Here is a 16710-nt window from a genome sequence, read left to right on the forward strand (position 1 = left end):
TTTACGCGGTGGGTCCGCCGAAGATCTCGATCGCCTTGCTCTCAGGCGAAAGAGTCACGATGGCGCGCTTGGTGTCCTTGCGCTTGCCGAAGCCCGCGCGAGTCCGCTTCCGCTTGCCCTGGCGGTTGGCCGTGTTGACACTGACCACCTTGACGCCGAACACCTTCTCGACCGCGATCTTGATCTGGGTCTTGTTGGCGTCCGGGCGGACGATGAACGTGTACTTGTGGTCCTCGAGCAGCCCGTAGGACTTCTCGGAGATGACCGGCGCGAGCAGGATGTCGCGGGGGTCCGGAATGGCGACCGAACTCACTTCTCGTCACTCCCTTCCGTGACCTCGCCCGACCGCGCGGAAGCCTTGACGCTCTTACCGCGGACGGGGCCGGCGACGAACGCGTCGTACGCGGCCTTGGTGAACACGACGTCGTCGTTGACCAGCACGTCGTAGGTGTTGAGCTGGTCGGCCCAGAGGATGTGCACCTCGGGCAGGTTCCGCAGGGAGACCCAGCTCAGCTCGTCGTCCCGGTGCAGCACCACGAGCACGCGCTTCGCGGCCGTGACGGCGGCGAGGGCGGTCTTGGCGGCCTTGGTCGACGGCTTCTCGCCGGTCACCAGCTCGGTGACGACGTGCAGCTGGCCGGCGCGGGCCCGGTCGGAGAGGGCGCCACGCAGGGCGGCGGCCTTCATCTTCTTCGGGGTGCGCTGCGAGTAGTCACGCGGCGTGGGGCCGTGGACGACGCCACCGCCGACGAACTGCGGCGCGCGGGTCGAACCCTGGCGGGCACGGCCGGTGCCCTTCTGCCGGTACGGCTTCTTGCCGCCACCGGAGACCTCACCACGGGTCTTCGTGTCGTGCGTGCCCTGGCGCGCGGCGGCCTGCTGGGCCACCACCACCTGGTGCATCAGCGCGACATTGGCCTGCACGTCGAAGATCTCCTCGGGGAGGTCCACGGTGCCGTCGGCTTTACCGGCCGGGGTCTTCAGCTCGACGCTTGTCATTCGGAGTTACCACCCTTCGCGGCGCTGCGCACGAACAGCAGGCCGCCCTTGGGACCGGGCACGGCGCCCTTGATCAGCAGCAGGCCGTCCTCGGCACGCACGGCGTGCACGGTCAGGTTCTGCGTGGTGACCCGGTCGTTGCCCATCCGGCCCGCCATGCGCAGGCCCTTGAAGACGCGGCCGGGGGTGGCGCAGCCACCGATGGAGCCCGGCTTGCGGTGCACGGCCTGGGCACCGTGGCTCGCGCCCTGGCCCTTGAAGCCGTGGCGCTTCATGACACCCGCGTAGCCCTTGCCCTTGCTCGTACCGGTGACGTCGACCTCGACGCCGGCGGCGAACACCTCGGCGGTGATCTCCTGGCCGACTTCGTAGGTCTCGGCGTCGGTGGTACGCAGCTCGGCAAGGTAGCGGCGCGGAGTCACGCCCGCCTTGTCGTAGTGGCCGGTGCGCGGCTTGTTCACCTTGCGCGGGTCGATCGCGCCGAACGCCAGCTGCACGGCCGTGTAGCCGTCCTTGTCCTGGGTCCGAACCTGGGTCACCACGTTCGGTCCGGCCTTCACGACGGTGACCGGGACAACCCGGTTCTGCTCGTCGAAGACCTGGGTCATGCCGAGCTTGGTGCCCAGGATGCCCTTCATCTGCCTGTCAGACATGAGTCTCTTACTCTCCGCCGCTCGCCAGCCGCTACTGGATGTTGACGTCGACGCTCGCCGGCAGGTCGATGCGCATGAGCGCGTCGACCGTCTTCGGCGTCGGGTCGAGGATGTCGATCAGACGCTTGTGCGTGCGCATCTCGAAGTGCTCGCGCGAGTCCTTGTACTTGTGCGGCGAGCGGATGACGCAGTAAACGTTCTTCTCGGTGGGCAGCGGCACCGGCCCGACGACCCGGGCGCCGGTGCGCGTGACCGTCTCCACGATCTTGCGCGCCGAGGTGTCGATCGCCTCGTGGTCGTAGGCCTTGAGCCGGATGCGGATCTTCTGTCCCGCCATGGTGGCTGCTCGTTCCTTGTCGTCTCGTGCCGCTATCTCACAAACCCGGCCCGGTGTTGCCACCTGGCGCTGGGTTTCCGCAGTTCAACGGCCCTGTCCCCGGTCCACGCGGTCGGGCGTGTCGCGCCCGACGCACAGACGGATCCCGCGGGATCGTCGTCTTGCCTGGTCTTCCTCAACGTGAGGAGGCTATGAGCCGGCACGCTCTTGCGAGCACTGTCGTCTCACCGCCTTTGCCCGCTCGCCTGCAACCCGAAGGAAGAGCTCGGCGGACCGTGGCCACTCGCACCGAGGCGGCCGGACCCCCGCAGGAATCGGCCGCCCCAGGACGAGCAACCTGAATAGTGTCGCACACGTGATTTGACGCCCCTGACCCGGGGGTGTATTGCCCCCGGGAGGGGCGTCTAAATCACTTGTTGATCTTGGTGACCTGGCCCGCGCCGACGGTCCGGCCACCCTCGCGGATGGCGAAGCGCAGACCCTCGTCCATGGCGACCGGCTGGATCAGCACGACGCTGATGTCCGTGTTGTCGCCCGGCATGACCATCTCGGTGCCCTCGGGGAGGGTCACGACGCCGGTCACGTCCGTGGTGCGGAAGTAGAACTGCGGGCGGTAGTTGTTGAAGAACGGCGTGTGCCGGCCGCCCTCGTCCTTGGACAGGATGTAGACCCGGCCCTCGAACTCGGTGTGCGGGGTGGTGGTGCCCGGCTTCACGACGACCTGGCCGCGCTCGACGTCCTCGCGCTTGATGCCGCGCAGCAGGAGGCCGACGTTGTCGCCCGCCTGGCCCGAGTCGAGCAGCTTGCGGAACATCTCGACACCGGTGACAGTCGTCTTCTGCGACTTCTCCTTGATGCCGACGATCTCGACCTCTTCGTTGACGTTCACGACGCCACGCTCCACACGACCGGTCACGACGGTGCCGCGGCCGGTGATGGTGAAGACGTCTTCGATCGGCATCAGGAACGGCTTGTCGAGCTCACGCACCGGGTCCGGCACGTTGTCGTCGACGGCCGCCATCAGCTCGAGAACGGCTTCGCCCCACTTGGCGTCGCCCTCGAGGGCCTTCAGGCCCGAGACGCGCACGACCGGAGCGTCGTCGCCCGGGAACTCCTGCGAGGACAGCAGCTCGCGGACCTCGAGCTCGACGAGCTCGAGGATCTCCTCGTCGTCGACCATGTCGGCCTTGTTCAGCGCGACCACGATGTAGGGCACGCCGACCTGGCGGGCGAGCAGCACGTGCTCACGGGTCTGCGGCATCGGGCCGTCGGTCGCCGCGACCACGAGGATCGCGCCGTCCATCTGAGCGGCACCGGTGATCATGTTCTTGATGTAGTCCGCGTGACCGGGGGCGTCGACGTGCGCGTAGTGACGCTTCTCGGTCTGGTACTCGACGTGCGAGATGTTGATCGTGATGCCGCGCTGCTTCTCTTCCGGCGCGTTGTCGATCTGGTCGAACGCCCGGGACTCGTTGAGCTCCGGGTACTTGTCGTGCAGAACCTTGGTGATCGCCGCGGTCAGCGTGGTCTTGCCGTGGTCGACGTGACCGATGGTCCCGATGTTGACGTGCGGCTTGCTCCGCTCGAACTTCGCCTTCGCCACTGGAATGTCCTCCTGGACTGATTTCGCTTTGTGCTCGGAGGGCAGCGTGGCTGCTGCCCTCCGAATGTTCCTTCGTCGGTGCTAGCGGACGTTCAGGAGAGTCCCTTAATGCCCGCGCGCGGTGAGGGGTTTTACTCCCCCGTCGCCTTCGCGATGATTTCCTTCGCGACGTTCGCGGGAACCTCGGCGTAGGAGTCGAACACCATGGAGTAGTTCGCCCGGCCCTGGGTGCGGGACCGCAGGTCGCCGACGTAGCCGAACATCTCCGACAGCGGGACCAGCGCCTTCACGACGCGGGTGCCCGCACGCTCCTCCATGGCCTGGATCTGACCACGGCGGGAGTTGAGGTCACCGATGACGTCACCCATGTAGTCCTCGGGCGTGGTCACCTCGACCGCCATCATCGGCTCCAGGATCACCGGGCCGGCCTTCTTCGCGGCTTCCTTCATCGCCATGGAACCGGCGATCTTGAACGCCATCTCCGAAGAGTCGACCTCGTGGTAAGCACCGTCCAACAGGGTGAACTTCAACCCGACGAGCGGGTAGCCGGCCAGGACGCCGTACTGCATCGCGTCCTGCGCGCCCGCGTCGACCGACGGGATGTACTCCCGCGGCACGCGACCACCGGTCACCTTGTTGTCGAACTCGTAGAGCGCGCCGTCGGTGCGCTCGAGCGGCTCCAGCTTCACGATGACCTTCGCGAACTGGCCGGAACCACCGGTCTGCTTCTTGTGGACGTAGTCGAGCTTGTCCACCGTCCTCTTGATCGTCTCGCGGTAGGCGACCTGCGGCTTGCCGATGTTCGCCTCGACCTTGTAGTCGGACTTCATCCGGTTCACCAGCACCTCGAGGTGCAGCTCGCCCATGCCCGCGATGATCGTCTGGCCGGTGTCCTCGTCCAGCTTGACCTGGAACGTCGGGTCCTCTTCGGCCAGCTTCTGGATCGCCAGGGACAGCTTCTCCTGGTCGGCCTTCGTCTTCGGCTCGATCGCGACCCGGATGACCGGCTCGGGGAACGTCATCGACTCCAGCACGATCGGGTTCTGCGGGTCCGCCAGGGTGTCACCCGTGGTGGTGTCCTTCAGCCCGATGACCGCGTAGATGTGGCCGACCTGGGCGTCGTCGACCGGGTTCTCCTTGTTGGAGTGCATCTGGAAGATCTTCCCGATGCGCTCCTTGCGCTCCTTGGTCGCGTTGATGACCTGCGCGCCGGCGGCGACCTTGCCCGAGTACACCCGGATGTAGGTCAGCTTGCCGAAGAACGGGTGCGCGGCGATCTTGAACGCGAGCGCGGCGAACGGCTCGTCCACCGACGCCTTGCGAGACGCCACGGTCTCGCCGTCGGGCAGCAGGCCCTCGACGGCCGGGACGTCCAGCGGGGTCGGCAGGTAGTCGATGACCGCGTCGAGCATGGGCTGCACGCCCTTGTTCTTGAACGCGGAACCGGCCAGCACCGGGAAGACCTGGCTGGTGATGGTGAGCTTGCGGATGCCGGCCTTGATCTCGGCCTCCGTCAGCTCCTCACCCTCGAGGAACTTCTCCATCAGCGCGTCGTCCGCCTCGGCGACGGTCTCGACGAGCTTCTCGCGGTACTCCGCGGCCTTCTCGGCCAGGTCGGCCGGGATGTCCTCGACGGAGTAGTCCTCGCCCTTCTGGACCTCGCCGCGCCAGGTCAGCGCCTTCATGCGGACCAGGTCGACGACGCCTTCGAAGTCGTTCTCGGCGCCGATCGGCAGCTGGATGACCAACGGGCGGACGCCGAGGCGGTCCACGATGGTCTGCACGGTGTAGTAGAAGTCCGCGCCCAGCTTGTCCATCTTGTTGACGAAGCAGATGCGCGGGACGTCGTACTTGTCCGCCTGCCGCCAGACCTGCTCGGACTGCGGCTCGACGCCTTCCTTGCCGTCGAAGACGGCGACCGCACCGTCGAGCACCCGCAGGTTCCGCTCCACCTCGACGGTGAAGTCGACGTGCCCGGGGGTGTCGATGATGTTGATCTGGTGGTCGTCCCAGAAGGTGGTGGTCGCAGCCGAGGTGATGGTGATACCCCGCTTCTGCTCCTCCTCCATCCAGTCCATGGTGGCGGCGCCGTCGTGGACTTCACCGATCTTGTAGTTGACCCCGGTGTAGAACAGGATCCGCTCGGTGGTGGTGGTCTTGCCGGCGTCGATGTGGGCCATGATGCCGATATTGCGGACCTTGTTCAGGTCGGTCAGCACTTCACGTGCCACGAGAGTGTTCCCCTGTTCTCAAGCTTGGGGCCCGGCATGGCTTGGTCGACAGCCGGGCGGTCATCACCAGCGGTAGTGCGCGAAGGCCCGGTTGGACTCGGCCATCTTGTGCGTGTCCTCGCGACGCTTCACGGAGGCACCGAGGCCGTTGGAAGCGTCCAGGAGCTCGTTCTGCAGGCGCTCGATCATCGTCTTCTCGCGGCGAGCCTGCGAGAAGGAGACCAGCCAGCGCAGGGCCAGCGTCGTGGAGCGGCCCGGCTTGACCTCGATCGGCACCTGGTAGGTGGCGCCACCGACGCGGCGGCTCTTCACCTCGATGGTGGGCTTCACGTTGTCGAGGGCGCGCTTCAGCGTGACGACCGGGTCGGTGCCCGTCTTCTCGCGAGCGCCTTCGAGCGCGCCGTACACGATGCGCTCGGCCAGGGACCGCTTCCCGTCCTTCAGCACCTTGTTCACCAGCTGGGTGACCAGCGGGGAGGCGTAGACGGGGTCGGAGATCAGCGGCCGCTTCGGGGCCGGACCCTTGCGGGGCATTAGCTCTTCTCCTTCTTCGCGCCGTACCGGCTGCGCGCCTGCTTGCGGTTCTTGACACCCTGCGTGTCGAGCGAACCGCGGATGATCTTGTAACGGACACCCGGAAGGTCCTTCACACGACCACCACGCACGAGCACCATCGAGTGCTCCTGCAGGTTGTGGCCCTCACCGGGGATGTAGGCGGTGACCTCGATGCCGCTGGTCAGCTTCACACGCGCGACCTTGCGCAGCGCCGAGTTCGGCTTCTTGGGGGTCGTGGTGTACACGCGAGTGCACACGCCACGCCGCTGCGGGCTCCCCTTGAGGGCCGCGGTCTTCTGCTTGGCAGCCTTGTCCTGGCGGCCCTTGCGGACCAGCTGCTGGATCGTGGGCAATGGACCAGCTTCCTGTCGTGATCTGCTTCTTCGTGTCTTCACCGGCCCCCGCGGTCGGGCGTGTCGGCCCGCGTCACGGTCTCGCGACCGGTAACTTCCCGGAGGGATTTTCCGTCGGAACCCCGACCTGCCGAAGCCGGTGACCGGGTGCCTGAGCACCCCGCCCATGCGCACGGCACGCGGAGCGGCCCGACGCATGCCGGGCACGGTCTCCAAAGATACCCGCCCGGATCCGGACGGAGCGCAGCGGGGGGTCTGAAGGTCGGCGAACCTCCAGCCTACCTCCGAACACCACCGGACGGCGGGATGTTCCGCAGTCCGGTCACGCCGGTGCTCCCGGCGTCTCGGCTCCACCGGCCGCAGTGGTAATAACGCTCCCGGCCTGGGAAATGTTCCGGACGGCTCGCGTACCCGGGCGCTCGGCTCACCGGCTCCGGGTACGCGGTCGCGTCAGTCCTCGTCCGGCTTGGCGTGGTCCGGCTTGCCCGGGTTCGGGTCGCGCGAGAGGTCGATGAGCGGGTGCACGCCCGCCCCCTCGGGCGCCGCGTGACTGCCGGTCGACTTCGGCTCTTCGTCGGGCCGCTCGGCCCCTTCGCTGCTGCTCATCACGCACTCCTAGCGCTCGTCCCCTGCTTCCCCTTGCGGCCGGAAACCTACCCATTACCCGGTCGGGTGACGCAGTGGGATCGGACGCGGCGTTCCGTTCGTCACACTGCCCGCGGGGCCTCAGCGGCGCCGCGTCGTCCAGTGGGTGAGGCCCGCCGACAGCGCGAACACCAAACCCAAGCCGACGACGTAGGGGCCCGCCAGCAGGGCGAACCCCGCGCCGATGTTGGCGTCGGGCTGGTCGGACGTCTTCTCGAAGCCGAGCGCGCCCACCGACAGCAAGATCGCGCCCACCGTGATCAGCAGGACGGCCACCACCGTCAGGCGCTTCGTCACAGTCGTCATCCGCCCATGGTGCCCGGGGCCCGGCGAATTCGCTGGACAGCGAGCCCAGGATGAGGAGGTGAACTGGAAGATCACCCAGATCGACGTCGATCACCCGGACGCCGTCGCGATCATGCGCGAGTACATGGACGAAGTCGCTTCGCGCTACTACGGGCGTCCGATCACCGAAGCGGAGCTCACGCAGTACGTGGCCGAAACGCCCGGTACCGACCTGGTCGCGCCCACCGGGGCCTTCCTCGTCGGACGTCGCGACGGCGAGGTCGCGGGCTGCGCCGGGACGCGTGTCGTCGCGCCCGGGGTCAGCGAGCTGACGAAGGTGTTCGTCAAGCCGGCCCACCGCGGCTCCGGGATCGCGCCCCTGCTGGTCGCGGCCGCCGAGGACGCGGCCCGCCGCCTCGGGTCGAGCCTCATGCGGCTCGACACCCGCCACGACCTCGTCGAGGCCCGCGCGCTCTACGCGAAGATCGGCTACGCCGAGGTCGAGCCCTTCAACGACGGGCAGTTCGCCGAGCACTGGTTCGCGAAGGCCCTCAGCTGACGGCCCCGCACCAGGCCTGCCAGGAACTTCGGTCAGAGCTTGGCGCCGCAGTCCGAGCAGAACATCGCCCCGGCTTTGTTGCTCTCGCTCCCGCAGCCGCCGCAGCCGACCTTGAGCGCCAGTGAGGTGCCACAGGACGAGCAGAACTTCCCGCCCTCGGCCTTCAGGCCGCAACCCGGGCAGGTGACCTTCGCGCGGGTGTCGAGGTCGAGGTCGGACGTCCAGTCCTTCTCCCGGGCCTTGTCCCAGATCTGGTCGCGCTGCGCGGACGCCTGCGCGCGCGAGATCTCTTCGGCGACGCTCGGCGAGCAGCGCAGGCACTGGCCGATCTCCTCGTTCCAGCACTGGTCCTGGCACATCCAGTCGCCGCAGCCGCGGCACTGCCGGAAGCTCGGGGTGATCTCCTTGACCGCCGCCGCCAGCGCGCGGTCCTTCGCGGGCGAGTTCGTCGCGCGGTCGTAGCGCCACTGGTCGGCCGAGTTGCTCAGGTCCCGCAGTGTCCCGCCGAAGAACGAGCCGACGGTGCGAAGCACGCTTCGCCCGGTTTCCATGGTGTCGCGCTGGAAGGCGGAACGGAAACCGTTGCCGCAGCGCTCACAGCGGAACTCGAACTGGTACCCCTGCGTGTTGGAGAGGTCCGAGATGTTGTCCGTGAAGGGCACAGAATCAGCCACGGCCCATCTTCCCCAGCGCACCGGGACCCCGGTGACGACAGATTTGCCGACAACGACCCGGCTACCGGCCGTCACGAGGCACCAGGAGCACCAGCGGGAGCAGCGCCAGCACCCCGCCGACGACCGCGACGAGCGCGTACCCGCCGCCGGCGAACAGCTGCCCGGAGCTCAGCCCGGCCAGCGCGGACGCCGACCACACGACCGCGTCGACGGTGCCCTGCACCCGGCTGCGCGTCTCCGGCGCGAGGTCGCGGCTGAGCTGCGCGCTGCCGCCGACGAACACCAGGTTCCAGCCGTAGCCCAGCAGGAACAACGCCACCGGCAGCCCGGACGTGTGCGCCGTCGGCGCGGCGAGCGCGGTCGCCGTCGACAGCGCCAGTACGCCGAGGCCCGCGTTGATCGTGACGCGCGGGCCCCAGCGGTCGGCGATCCGGCCCGACAGCGGTGCCAGCGCGAACATGCCGATGAGGTGCGCGCTCAAGACCCACGCGACGACGTCGAGGCCGTGCCCGTGGTCCTGCAGCTGCAACGGCGTCATCGTCATCACCGCGACCATCGTCAGCTGCGCGGCGACCATCGCGACCAGCGGCCGCACGACCGCGCCCGACCACACCGGGCGGCGCGCTCCGGCGGCGGCGGACGGCACCGGGACCTGCCGCGGCAGGAACACCGCCGCCAGCGCCGCCAACGCCGTGGCCAGCACCGCGACCGCGACCGGCCCGGACAGCGACGGCCAGCCGAAGCCGGACACGACGTGCGCCGCCGGCGCCATGAGCGCGGGTCCGGCGAGCGCGCCGACGGTCCCCGCCCAGACGACGTTCGCGAGCGCGCGGCCCCGGCGCTCCTCGGGGTAGAGGTCCGCGGCCAGGTACCGCGAGAGCTGCGCACCGCCGTTGCCGATGCCGACCAGCAGCATGCCCAGCAGCAGCGGCACCACCGAAGTCGTCAACGCGCCCGCGAGGGCGGCCAGCGCGCCGGCTGCCGCGACGCAGTAGCCGAAGGCCAGCACGCGACGGCGGCCGTGCCCCGGCAGCAGCACGCCCGTGCCGAAGGCCCCGGCCGCGGTTCCGAGCACGTTCGCCACGCTCGGCAGACCGCTCCAGCCCGGTCCGCTGCCCGCGGCCACGATCAGCGTGGCCGCGGTGCTCAGGCCGACGGTGGCCGTGTTGAGCAACGCGACGCCGGCGAACAACGCCCCCATCGACCGGGTCCGGCCGGCCACCGCAGAAGTCCCCATGACCAGCAACTTTAGGGATTTCCGGCTAGGTGCCGAAGGGCCATCGAACGGCAAATCCGTCGCCGGGACGGTGCTTCGGAAGGAAGATGGGGCCCATGACCTTTCGTTCGGAAAAGGCGCTGGACGACGTCGACTGGCGGCTGCTCGAGCTGCTGCAGGCCGACGGGCGGCTGTCGTTCAAGGAGCTCGGCCGCCGGATCAACCTGTCCGCCCCGGCCGTGGCCGAGCGGGTGCGGCGGCTGGAGGAGACCGGGGTGATCACCGGCTACCGCGCGCAGGTCGACGCGCGGCGGGCCGGGCAGCCGCTGCAGGCGTTCGTCGAGATGCGCTGCGCGTTGAGCAGCTGCCTGCTGAAGACGTCGAAGTCCGAGGACTACCCCGAGGTGGTCGAGATCCACCGCCTCAGCGGCGACCACTGCACGATGCTGAAGATCCGGGCGGCTTCGCTCGAACACTTCGAGGGCCTGCTGGAACGGCTGGGCAAGCACGGCGAGTTGCGGTCGTCCGTGGTGCTGTCGACGCAGTACGAGGGACGGCCGGTGCAGCCGCCGTCGGACGACTTCCTCCGGGCGTCGACAGCCGAAGGCTGGTCGTGATGCCCGGTCGGCGGCCGTTCCCGGACACCTGCTTCGACTTCCCGGTGTCCCGCCGCGGCGTCCGCTGAACGCGAAGGCGCCCCCGGTCCACTGTGGACCAAGGGCGCCTTTTCGTTTCGTCAGGCCGAACGCCGGCGCCGCCGGGTGCCGACCAGCAGGCCGCCGCCGAGACCGAGAGCCACCAGCGCGAGCGCGCCGAGGCTGATCGCGTCGACCCCGGTGCTGGCCAGGCCGCCGCCACCGCCGCTCTCCCCGCCACCACCGGAACCGCTGCCACTGCCGGGTGCCGGAGTGGCGGTGCAGTCGGCCGGGTTCGTCGGCACGGCCGGCGCCTGGGCGTCACCGGGCTCGACGTCGAACCCCAGCCTGGCCGGGTTTTCCTCCGGGCCGTAGACGTTGACGCCGGTCGGGTTGTCGTACTTGACCTGCCACCCCTGCGGCGGCACGAGGTACAGCTTGTAGTCGAGCCCCGGCACCAGGCCGTGGAACTCGAAGTGCCCCTGGTCATCGGTCGTCTGCTCGCCGATGACCGGGCAGTGCCGGTCGGCGGTCAGCACGAGCTTGACGCCGGCCACTCCCTGGCGCGCACCCCCGTCCGTGACGTGCGTGACGTCCCCGACGATCGCGGCCTTGGCGCCCGGCACCGCGGCCTGGTCGCCGGCCTGCGCGTGGTTGTCGATGTCGACCTCGAAGTACCCGAAGTCGCAGTAGGCCGCCACGTAGCCGCGGTTGTACGCGGCGTCCGGCACGGTGTCGGTGACGTCGAACGTGCGCGTCTCGCCCGCTCCGATCGTCACCCCGCGGTTCCAGGCCAGGTCGCCCCAGCCGGGTCCGTCGCCCGCCAGGATGTAGGGGTCACCGATCCGGTTGCACTCGGCCACGATGCCGGTGAGCGGGATCGGGCCGGAGTTGGCCAGCGTCACGGTGAGGTGCGCGGTGTCGCCGACCTGGTAGCTGTCCTGGGTGAACGCGATCGACGCCTTGAGCGCGCCGTTCAGCGGCGGGACGCCGCGGACGAGCATGTCGTCGCTGTCCGGTCCGATGTGGACGGTCCGGAACGGGAACAGCCAGCCGTCGACCACGTCACCGCCGAGGTAGTAGTCCCCGGCCGGGACGTCGAAGCTGAACTTGCCGTCGGCGTCGCTGGTAGCCGTGTACGCCTGACCGGTGCTGCTTTGGACGTACCGCAGGGTGAGCTTGGTGCCGGCCAGCTGCTCGCCGCCGTCGAGCTCGCCGTTGCCGTTCTTGTCGCCGTACACCGTGCCCACCGCGCGGCCGGCCACCTTGGTCACCGGGGTGCTGAAGCTGAACGTCTGGCTGGCACTGGCGCCGGACGCGTCGAAGAGGGCGCCGCGCACGACCGCGGTGGCCTGCTCGACGTCCCGGACCTTCCCGGACACCTTGAGGTCGAAGGTTTCGTCCGGCTGGAGCGTCACACCGGGCCAGCCCTTGAGGTCACCCCAGCCGGCGTAGGGCACGACGAGGTCGGTCGGGTCGGAGCTCATCTGGTACATGGTGAGACCGGTCGCGGTGGTCCCGCCGGTGTTCTTCAGCTTCAGCGTGAAGGTCACGTCTTCGCCGGTCCCGTACGACGGCTTGTCGAAGTCGAGCGACACGTCGACCTGCGCCCGCGCCGCCGCCTTCGCGGCCGGCGGCTTCCCGGCCGGGGACTTCGAAGCCTCGGTGGAGCCCGGAGCGCTGGACGGCGCTTCCGCGGAGCTGCTCGGCGGCGTTTCCGAACCGGCCGTGGTGGACGGCGCCGAGGATGTCGGCGTGGCGTCCGGCTCCTCCTGGGCGCCCGCCGGTGCGGCGAACGCTCCGGTCAACGCCGAAGCGGTGGCGAGGGTGGCGAGGTAGATCGCCGCTCTGCGCACGATGGATCTGGATCTGTTCACGAACAGTCACCCCTGATTACCCGATGAAACGCGCAAAGCCCCCGAACCGCGTGAACCGGCTCACTGTAGCGGTATCCGGACCGGGTGAACAGGTGGTGAAACGACCATGGAAACGGGAAAGGCCCCCGCCGGAAACCCGGCAGGGGCCTTTCTCGTGACTCAGCTTCAGCGGAAGTCGCGGCCGAAGTCGTAGTCGTCCAGCGGAACAGCGGCACCGGTACCCGTACCGAACACGTCCGGGGTGTAGTAGCCGTCGTCGTAGGACGGGATCGCGTACGCCGCGACCCGGGCCTCTTCCGTCGGCTGCACCTGGATGTTGCGGTACTTGTTGATGCCCGTACCGGCCGGGATCAGCTTACCGATGATCACGTTCTCCTTGAGGCCCACGAGCCGGTCCGAGCGGCCGTTGATGGCCGCGTCGGTCAGGACGCGCGTGGTCTCCTGGAACGACGCCGCCGACAGCCACGAGTCCGTGGTGAGCGACGCCTTCGTGATGCCCATCAGCACCGGACGGCCCGAAGCCGGCTCGCCGCCCTCGGCGACCGCGGCCCGGTTCGTCGCCTCGAACTTGGTCCGCTCGGGCAGCTCGCCCGGCAGGAAGTCCGTGGCACCGGAGTCGATGATCGTCACGCGGCGCAGCATCTGCCGGACGATGACCTCGATGTGCTTGTCGTGGATCGACACACCTTGCGCCCGGTACACCTTCTGGACCTCGTCCGTCAGGTGCATCTGCGCCTCGCGCGGCCCCATGACCCGCAGGACCTCGTGCGGGTCCGGCGTGCCCTCGAGCAGCTGCTGGCCGACGTTGACGTGGTCGCCGTCGCCCAGCGGGCCGTTCGGGGTGTTCGCGAGCCGCTGACGCTTGGACAGCTTGTCGAAGACGATCTCTTCGCCGCCGTCGTCCGGGATCAGCGTGATCTTCCAGAACCGCTCGCTTTCCTCGATGCGCACGCGGCCATCGACGTCGGCGATCGGCGCCTTGCCCTTCGGCACCCGGGCCTCGAAGAGCTCCTGGACACGGGGCAGACCGGTCGTGATGTCGTCACCGGCGACACCACCCTGGTGGAACGTACGCATCGTCAGCTGCGTGCCCGGCTCACCGATCGACTGGGCCGCGACGATACCCACGGCCTCGCCGACGTCGACGAGCTGACCGGTCGCCATCGAGCGGCCGTAGCAGGTCGCGCAGATGCCGACGGCCGACTCGCAGGTCAGCACCGAGCGGACCTTGACCTTCGAGATGCCGCTGGAGAGCAGCTTGTCGATGGCCGGGTCGCCGATGTCGTCGCCCGCGTTCAGCACGACGTTGCCCTTGGCGTCCACCGCGTCCGTCGCGAGGTTCCGCGCGTACACGGAGGTCTCGACGTGCTGGTCGCGCAGCACCTTGCCGTCGCCGATGTCCTCGCCGATCGGCATCATGATGCCGCGGGTGGTGCCGCAGTCGACCTCGCGGACGATGACGTCCTGCGAGACGTCCACCAGACGCCGGGTCAGGTAACCCGAGTCGGCGGTCCGCAGCGCCGTGTCCGCCAGGCCCTTCCGGGCACCGTGCGTCGCGATGAAGTACTCCGCCACCGACAGGCCCTCACGGAAGTTGGCCTTGATCGGACGCGGGATGTACTCACCCTTCGGGTTCGACACCAGGCCACGCATGCCGGCCAGCGACCGGACCTGCGTCATGTTGCCCGCCGCGCCCGACTTCACGATCATGGCGATCGGGTTGTCGTCCGGCAGCGCCGTCTCCATGATCTTGTGGACCTCTTCGGTGGCCTGCGTCCACACCTTGACGAGCTCGTTGTTGCGCTCGGTGTGCGACAGCTGACCACGCTGGTAGCGCTTCTCCACCTGGGAGGCCTTGCCCTCGTACTCGTCGAGGATCGCGGCCTTGCCCACCGGGGTGAGCACGTCCGAGATGGCGACGGTGACGCCCGAGCGGGTCGCCCAGTAGAACCCGGCGTCCTTCAGGCGGTCCAGGGTCTGCGCGACCTGCGTCATCGAGTACCGCTCGGCGAGGTCGTTCACGATCGCGGCCTGCCGCTTCTTCGGCATCGGCTCGTTGATGAACGGGTAGTCCGCCGGCAGCAGCTCGTTGAACAGCACGCGGCCCAGGGTCGTCTCGGCCAGCCACGCCTTGCCCGGCTCCCAGCCCTTCTCCGCGAGCGCCGCTTCGTCGGCCTTCGCCGGCTGACGGTCGGTGACGCGGATCTTGATCGGGGCGTGCAGGCCCAGCGCCTTGCGGTCGAAGGCCATGATGGCCTCGGCCGGCGACGAGTACGCGTTGCCCGCGCCCTCGGCCTTCTCGTTGAGGCGGGTCAGGTGGAACAGACCCGTCACCATGTCCAGCCGCGGCATGGCGAGCGGACGGCCCGACGCCGGCGACAGGATGTTGTTCGCCGACAGCATCAGGATCCGGGCCTCGGCCTGCGCCTCGGCCGACAGCGGCAGGTGCACCGCCATCTGGTCACCGTCGAAGTCCGCGTTGAACGCCTCGCAGACCAGCGGGTGCAGCTGGATGGCCTTGCCCTCGACCAGCTGCGGCTCGAAGGCCTGGATGCCGAGGCGGTGCAGCGTCGGCGCGCGGTTCAGCATCACCGGGTGGCCGGTGATGACCTCTTCCAGCACGTCCCACACCTGCGGCCGCGAGCGCTCCACCATCCGCTTGGCGGACTTGATGTTCTGCGCGTGGTTCAGGTCGACCAGCCGCTTCATGACGAACGGCTTGAACAGCTCGAGCGCCATGTCCTTCGGCAGGCCGCACTGGTGCAGCTTCAGCTGCGGGCCGACGATGATGACCGAACGGCCCGAGTAGTCGACGCGCTTGCCGAGCAGGTTCTGGCGGAACCGGCCCTGCTTGCCCTTGAGGAGGTCGGACAGCGACTTCAGCGGCCGGTTGCCCGGGCCGGTGACCGGACGCCCGCGGCGGCCGTTGTCGAACAGCGCGTCGACGGCCTCCTGCAGCATCCGCTTCTCGTTGTTGACGATGATCTCGGGCGCGCCGAGGTCGATCAGCCGCTTGAGGCGGTTGTTCCGGTTGATCACCCGGCGGTACAGGTCGTTCAGGTCGGAGGTCGCGAAGCGGCCACCGTCCAGCTGCACCATCGGGCGCAGGTCCGGCGGGATGACCGGGACGGCGTCGAGCACCATGCCGCGCGGGTCGTTGCCGGTGGCCTGGAACGCCGCGACGACCTTGAGCCGCTTCAGCGCGCGGAGCTTCTTCTGCCCCTTGCCGTTGCGGATCGTGTCGCGCAGGTTGTCGGCCTCGGCGGCGACGTCGAACTCGGTGGCCAGCTTCTGGATGGCCTCCGCGCCCATGCCGCCGGTGAAGTACTCGCCGTAGCGGTCGACCAGCTCGCGGTAGAGCAGCTCGTCGGCGATCAGCTGACGGGTGTCGAGCTTCGTGAAGGTCGTCCAGACCTCCTCGAGGCGGTCCAGCTCGCGACCGGCACGGTCACGCAGCTGGCGCATCTCGCGCTCGCCGCCCTCCTTGACCTTGCGGCGGACGTCGGACTTGGCGCCCTCCGCCTCCAGCTCGGCCAGGTCGGCTTCCAGCTTCTGCGCGCGAGCCTCGATGTCCGCGTCACGCTTGGTCTCGAGGTTCTTGCGCTCGACGCCGATCTCGTTCTCGAGGGTCGGCAGGTCGTTGTGGCGCAGCTCCGTGTTCACGCCCGTGATGACGTAAGCAGCGAAGTAGATGATCTTCTCGAGGTCCTTCGGCGCCAGGTCCAGCAGGTAGCCGAGGCGGGAGGGAACACCCTTGAAGTACCAGATGTGGGTGACCGGGGCGGCCAGCTCGATGTGGCCCATCCGCTCACGGCGCACCTTCGCGCGGGTCACCTCGACGCCGCAGCGCTCACAGATGATGCCCTTGAAGCGAACGCGCTTGTACTTGCCGCAGTAGCACTCCCAGTCCCGGGTCGGACCGAAGATCTTCTCGCAGAAGAGGCCGTCCTTCTCGGGCTTGAGCGTCCGGTAGTTGATGGTCTCCGGCTTCTTGACCTCGCCGTACGACCACTGACGGATGTCGTCGGCCGTGGCGAGACCAATGCGGAGCTCATCGAAGAAGTTGACGTCCAGCACGTCTAGATCCC

At 68.7% G+C, this 16710-nt stretch carries 16 protein-coding genes; 2 read left to right on the forward strand and 14 right to left on the reverse strand.

Annotated features, from left to right (window positions below):
- Position 1 precedes the first annotated feature (1 nt).
- The 10 genes from rplW to OG738_RS07920 form a co-directional block, all read right to left on the reverse strand.
- Positions 2–313 carry a 50S ribosomal protein L23 gene (gene rplW / locus OG738_RS07875; protein WP_003102087.1) on the reverse strand — a complete coding sequence of 104 codons (312 nt, stop codon included), beginning with the start codon at positions 311–313 and terminating at the stop codon, positions 2–4.
- A complete protein-coding gene (gene rplD, locus OG738_RS07880) occupies positions 310–999 on the reverse strand; it encodes a 50S ribosomal protein L4 (protein WP_329052473.1) in 690 nt (229 codons plus the stop codon). The genes rplW and rplD overlap by 4 nt, the downstream gene beginning before the upstream one ends.
- Positions 996–1652: a 50S ribosomal protein L3 gene (gene rplC, locus OG738_RS07885; RefSeq protein ID WP_329052475.1), complete on the reverse strand. Its 657-nt coding sequence runs from the start codon at positions 1650–1652 to the stop codon at positions 996–998. Before rplC ends, rplD begins: the two co-directional genes overlap by 4 nt.
- A 31-nt stretch (positions 1653–1683) precedes the next feature.
- The gene (gene rpsJ / locus OG738_RS07890; protein WP_003102098.1) at positions 1684–1989 is read right to left on the reverse strand and encodes a 30S ribosomal protein S10; all 306 of its coding nucleotides are present in this window, start codon (positions 1987–1989) and stop codon (positions 1684–1686) included.
- 409 nt (positions 1990–2398) lie between these two features.
- On the reverse strand, positions 2399–3592 hold the full coding sequence (gene tuf / locus OG738_RS07895) for an elongation factor Tu (RefSeq protein ID WP_329052477.1): 1194 nt from the start codon (positions 3590–3592) through the stop codon (positions 2399–2401).
- 131 nt (positions 3593–3723) lie between these two features.
- A complete protein-coding gene (gene fusA, locus OG738_RS07900) occupies positions 3724–5823 on the reverse strand; it encodes an elongation factor G (RefSeq protein ID WP_329052479.1) in 2100 nt (699 codons plus the stop codon).
- A gap of 63 nt (positions 5824–5886) precedes the next feature.
- Positions 5887–6357, reverse strand: a complete 471-nt coding sequence (gene rpsG / locus OG738_RS07905; RefSeq protein WP_003102106.1) for a 30S ribosomal protein S7 — start codon at positions 6355–6357, stop codon at positions 5887–5889.
- The gene (rpsL, locus tag OG738_RS07910; RefSeq protein WP_003102113.1) at positions 6357–6731 is read right to left on the reverse strand and encodes a 30S ribosomal protein S12; all 375 of its coding nucleotides are present in this window, start codon (positions 6729–6731) and stop codon (positions 6357–6359) included. Before rpsL ends, rpsG begins: the two co-directional genes overlap by 1 nt.
- 450 nt (positions 6732–7181) lie before the next feature.
- Entirely contained in the window at positions 7182–7337 is a 156-nt protein-coding gene (locus tag OG738_RS07915; RefSeq protein ID WP_286000134.1) for a hypothetical protein, read from the reverse strand.
- 120 nt (positions 7338–7457) lie between these two features.
- Positions 7458–7682: a hypothetical protein gene (locus tag OG738_RS07920; protein WP_329052481.1), complete on the reverse strand. Its 225-nt coding sequence runs from the start codon at positions 7680–7682 to the stop codon at positions 7458–7460.
- 58 nt (positions 7683–7740) lie between these two features.
- On the opposite strand from OG738_RS07920, the gene OG738_RS07925 reads away from it, so the two are divergent.
- Positions 7741–8220, forward strand: coding sequence for a GNAT family N-acetyltransferase (locus OG738_RS07925; RefSeq protein WP_329052482.1), 480 nt, complete (start codon positions 7741–7743; stop codon positions 8218–8220).
- A 32-nt stretch (positions 8221–8252) separates the two neighbouring features.
- Here the strand turns inward: OG738_RS07925 and OG738_RS07930 are convergent, their stop codons facing one another.
- Together OG738_RS07930 and OG738_RS07935 are read right to left on the reverse strand one after the other, a co-directional pair.
- Positions 8253–8894: a zinc ribbon domain-containing protein gene (locus OG738_RS07930; protein WP_329052483.1), complete on the reverse strand. Its 642-nt coding sequence runs from the start codon at positions 8892–8894 to the stop codon at positions 8253–8255.
- Positions 8895–8955: 61 nt separating this feature from the next.
- The gene (locus OG738_RS07935) at positions 8956–10131 is read right to left on the reverse strand and encodes an MFS transporter (protein WP_329052485.1); all 1176 of its coding nucleotides are present in this window, start codon (positions 10129–10131) and stop codon (positions 8956–8958) included.
- Positions 10132–10226: 95 nt separating this feature from the next.
- Between OG738_RS07935 and OG738_RS07940 the strand changes: the two genes are divergently transcribed.
- Positions 10227–10727, forward strand: a complete 501-nt coding sequence (locus tag OG738_RS07940) for an Lrp/AsnC family transcriptional regulator (RefSeq protein WP_329052487.1) — start codon at positions 10227–10229, stop codon at positions 10725–10727.
- A gap of 119 nt (positions 10728–10846) precedes the next feature.
- Here the strand turns inward: OG738_RS07940 and OG738_RS07945 are convergent, their stop codons facing one another.
- Positions 10847–12622 carry a hypothetical protein gene (locus OG738_RS07945; RefSeq protein WP_329052488.1) on the reverse strand — a complete coding sequence of 592 codons (1776 nt, stop codon included), beginning with the start codon at positions 12620–12622 and terminating at the stop codon, positions 10847–10849.
- Positions 12623–12787: 165 nt separating this feature from the next.
- Positions 12788–16699, reverse strand: a complete 3912-nt coding sequence (locus OG738_RS07950; protein ID WP_329052490.1) for a DNA-directed RNA polymerase subunit beta' — start codon at positions 16697–16699, stop codon at positions 12788–12790.
- Positions 16700–16710 lie beyond the last annotated feature (11 nt).

Origin of the sequence: Amycolatopsis sp. NBC_01488 (assembly GCF_036227105.1) — a bacterium.
Classification (GTDB): Bacteria; Actinomycetota; Actinomycetes; order Mycobacteriales; family Pseudonocardiaceae; genus Amycolatopsis.